The 2,033-nt window shown below is 75.6% G+C and carries 2 protein-coding genes; both read right to left on the bottom strand.

Annotated features, from left to right (window positions below; all coding sequences use genetic code 11):
* Nucleotides 1-57 precede the first annotated feature (57 nt).
* A complete protein-coding gene (locus ETD96_RS43605) occupies nt 58-735 on the bottom strand; it encodes an FHA domain-containing protein (RefSeq protein ID WP_138642328.1) in 678 nt (225 codons plus the stop codon).
* 5 nt (nt 736-740) lie between these two features.
* Complete coding sequence (locus tag ETD96_RS43600; RefSeq protein ID WP_138642327.1) at nt 741-2,027, bottom strand: VWA domain-containing protein; 1,287 nt, start codon at nt 2,025-2,027, stop codon at nt 741-743.
* Between the last annotated feature and the right edge of the window lie 6 nt (nt 2,028-2,033).

Raw genomic sequence — 2,033 nt, 5'->3', positions numbered from 1 at the left:
GCACCGGGGCGGGGGGCGTCCGGGGAGCGGGAACCGCCGGCTGCGCGGGACTCATCGTCATGGCGGGCCCTCCTGCAGAGACAGCGTGATGGTCGTCCAGGCGCCCACATGGATGCGGTCGCCGTCGCCCATCGGCACCGGCACGTTCACCGGGATCGGCTCGGTCCCGCCGTTCACCGTGGTGCCGTTCGTCGAACCGGGGTCGACGAGGTTCCAGGAGCCGTCCGGCTGCGCCAGCAGGACGGCGTGCAGATGCGACACGCCGGGGTCTTCGGGCGGCGTGCCCAGGTCGATCTCCGGGAGGAGCCCGCGGGACGCGCTGCGCCGCCCGATCCTGACCTGCCCGCCGCGCAGCGGGACGCGGCGCTCCGGGCAGTACGGCGGGAACGTCAGGCCCGCCGCGTCCGGCCCCATCTCGGCGAGGACCGCGTCGAAGTAGGTGCGGTCCGCCGCGACCAGCGCGGCCGGGCCGGACGCCACGGCCGGGGCGCTGCCCGTGCGCGGCTGCGGCACCAGCGGCACCGCCCGCGCCGCGCGGTCGATCGACAACTCGACCGTGTAGAGGGTGCCGGTGTCGAAGTCGTACCCGTCGGCCTCGCAGAAGCGGCCCGAGCGGGGCGTCCCGCAGTGCGGGCACACCGGCGGCTCGGCGGACTGCGCGGCGGCGATGGCGTCGCCGCAGACGTCGCAGTACCGACCGTCCGCGGACGTGTGCCCGTTCGGGCAGACCGGCATGGGCCTCAGCCTCCCGCCTCGTCGCCGTGCCGGGTGCGGACGGTCCGGACGGAACGGGTGTCGAGCGACATCTCATCCGCCTTCGCCACGTCCCGCTTCAGCCGGACCGTGCCGGACGCCCCGTCCACCACGTCCACGACCCGGTCGAGCAGGCCGGAGATCTGCTCGTTGCCGACCTCCCGCGCCAGCACCACCGCGCGGCCGAGCCGGGCGGTCGCGGTGTCCTCGTCGCCGCGGCGCCGCGCCTCCAGGCCCTCCTGGATCGCCTCCGCGAGCTCCGACTGCCCGGTGTGGTGCGCGACCCGCCGGTTGATCGACGTCGAGCGGGCCTCGTCGTCCGTCCACTCGGCGAGGACGTTCCCGGACCCGAGCACCTGGTCGCCCGCGAGGAGCTTCACCCACGCCGCCCGCATCTGCCGCCCGACGTCGCCGGGCTGCACCTCGACGCACAGGTGGTACTCGCGTGACTCGCTCCCCCACGCGCCGAGCGGGTAGTCGCCCGTCTGCGCGCCCGAGTCCACCCGGCGGTCGGTCAGGTCCTCCACGGCCGGGACCATCTGCTTGACGAACCGCAGCCGCGCCTGCTGCGGCGTCCACACCCGCAGCGCGACGTCGGCGACCTCCTTGCCCATCGCGGCCCGCGTCATCGCCAGGAAGTCGGCCTCCAGGTCGGCGGGGTCGGGGACGTCCAGGAACCCGCCCAGCAGCGCCGAGGTGATCTTGCGCAGCTCGGCGACCTCCCAGTCGGTGCCGACGCCGCGCGCGTCGCACAGGAACCGCCCGGCGCACGCCGCCAGCGCCGCGTCCAGCTCCTCCGCCGACTCGTGCTGGTTCTTGCCGTCCGTCAGCAGGATCGCGTGCCGGACGGCGTCGTCCTGCCCGGCGAACAGCCGCTCGGCGAGCCGCAGCCACGACCCGATCGCCGTCCCGCCGGCCGCCTCCAGCCGCCCGATCGCGTTCACCGCGCCGCGCCGGGACGCCTCGTCCGCCGCGATGAGCCGCTCCCCCTGCGGGTAGACCATCCGCGGCCGGTTCGCGCCCGCGACGACCGCGAAGTGCACGCCGTCCCGCAGCACGTTCACCGCGGCCCGCGCGGCGCGCTTCGCCGCCGCCATCTTCCCCCGGTACGACATCGACCCCGACGTGTCGACGAGGATGACCTCCGCCGCCGGGACGGCGCCGCCGCCGGACGAGCGCGCCTCCACGGTCACGATCGCGTGCATCTCCCGCCCGCCCGCCGGAAGGTAGGCGTTCTGGTCCACGCGGACGGTGAACTCCGGCAACCCGCTCATCTGCCC

Origin of the sequence: Actinomadura geliboluensis, from assembly GCF_005889745.1 — a bacterium.
In the GTDB taxonomy this organism is placed as follows: Bacteria; Actinomycetota; Actinomycetes; order Streptosporangiales; family Streptosporangiaceae; genus Spirillospora; species Spirillospora geliboluensis.
The sequence above is the reverse complement of the archived record's forward strand: the minus strand, read 5'-3'. Positions and strand labels throughout refer to the sequence as shown.

What these genes read in the sequence shown, in the direction of transcription:
- ETD96_RS43605 (WP_138642328.1), bottom strand. Translation starts at nt 735, where the DNA reads ATGCCGGTCTGCCCGAACGGGCACACGTCCGCGGACGGTCGGTACTGC.
- ETD96_RS43600 (WP_138642327.1), bottom strand. Translation starts at nt 2,027, where the DNA reads ATGAGCGGGTTGCCGGAGTTCACCGTCCGCGTGGACCAGAACGCCTAC.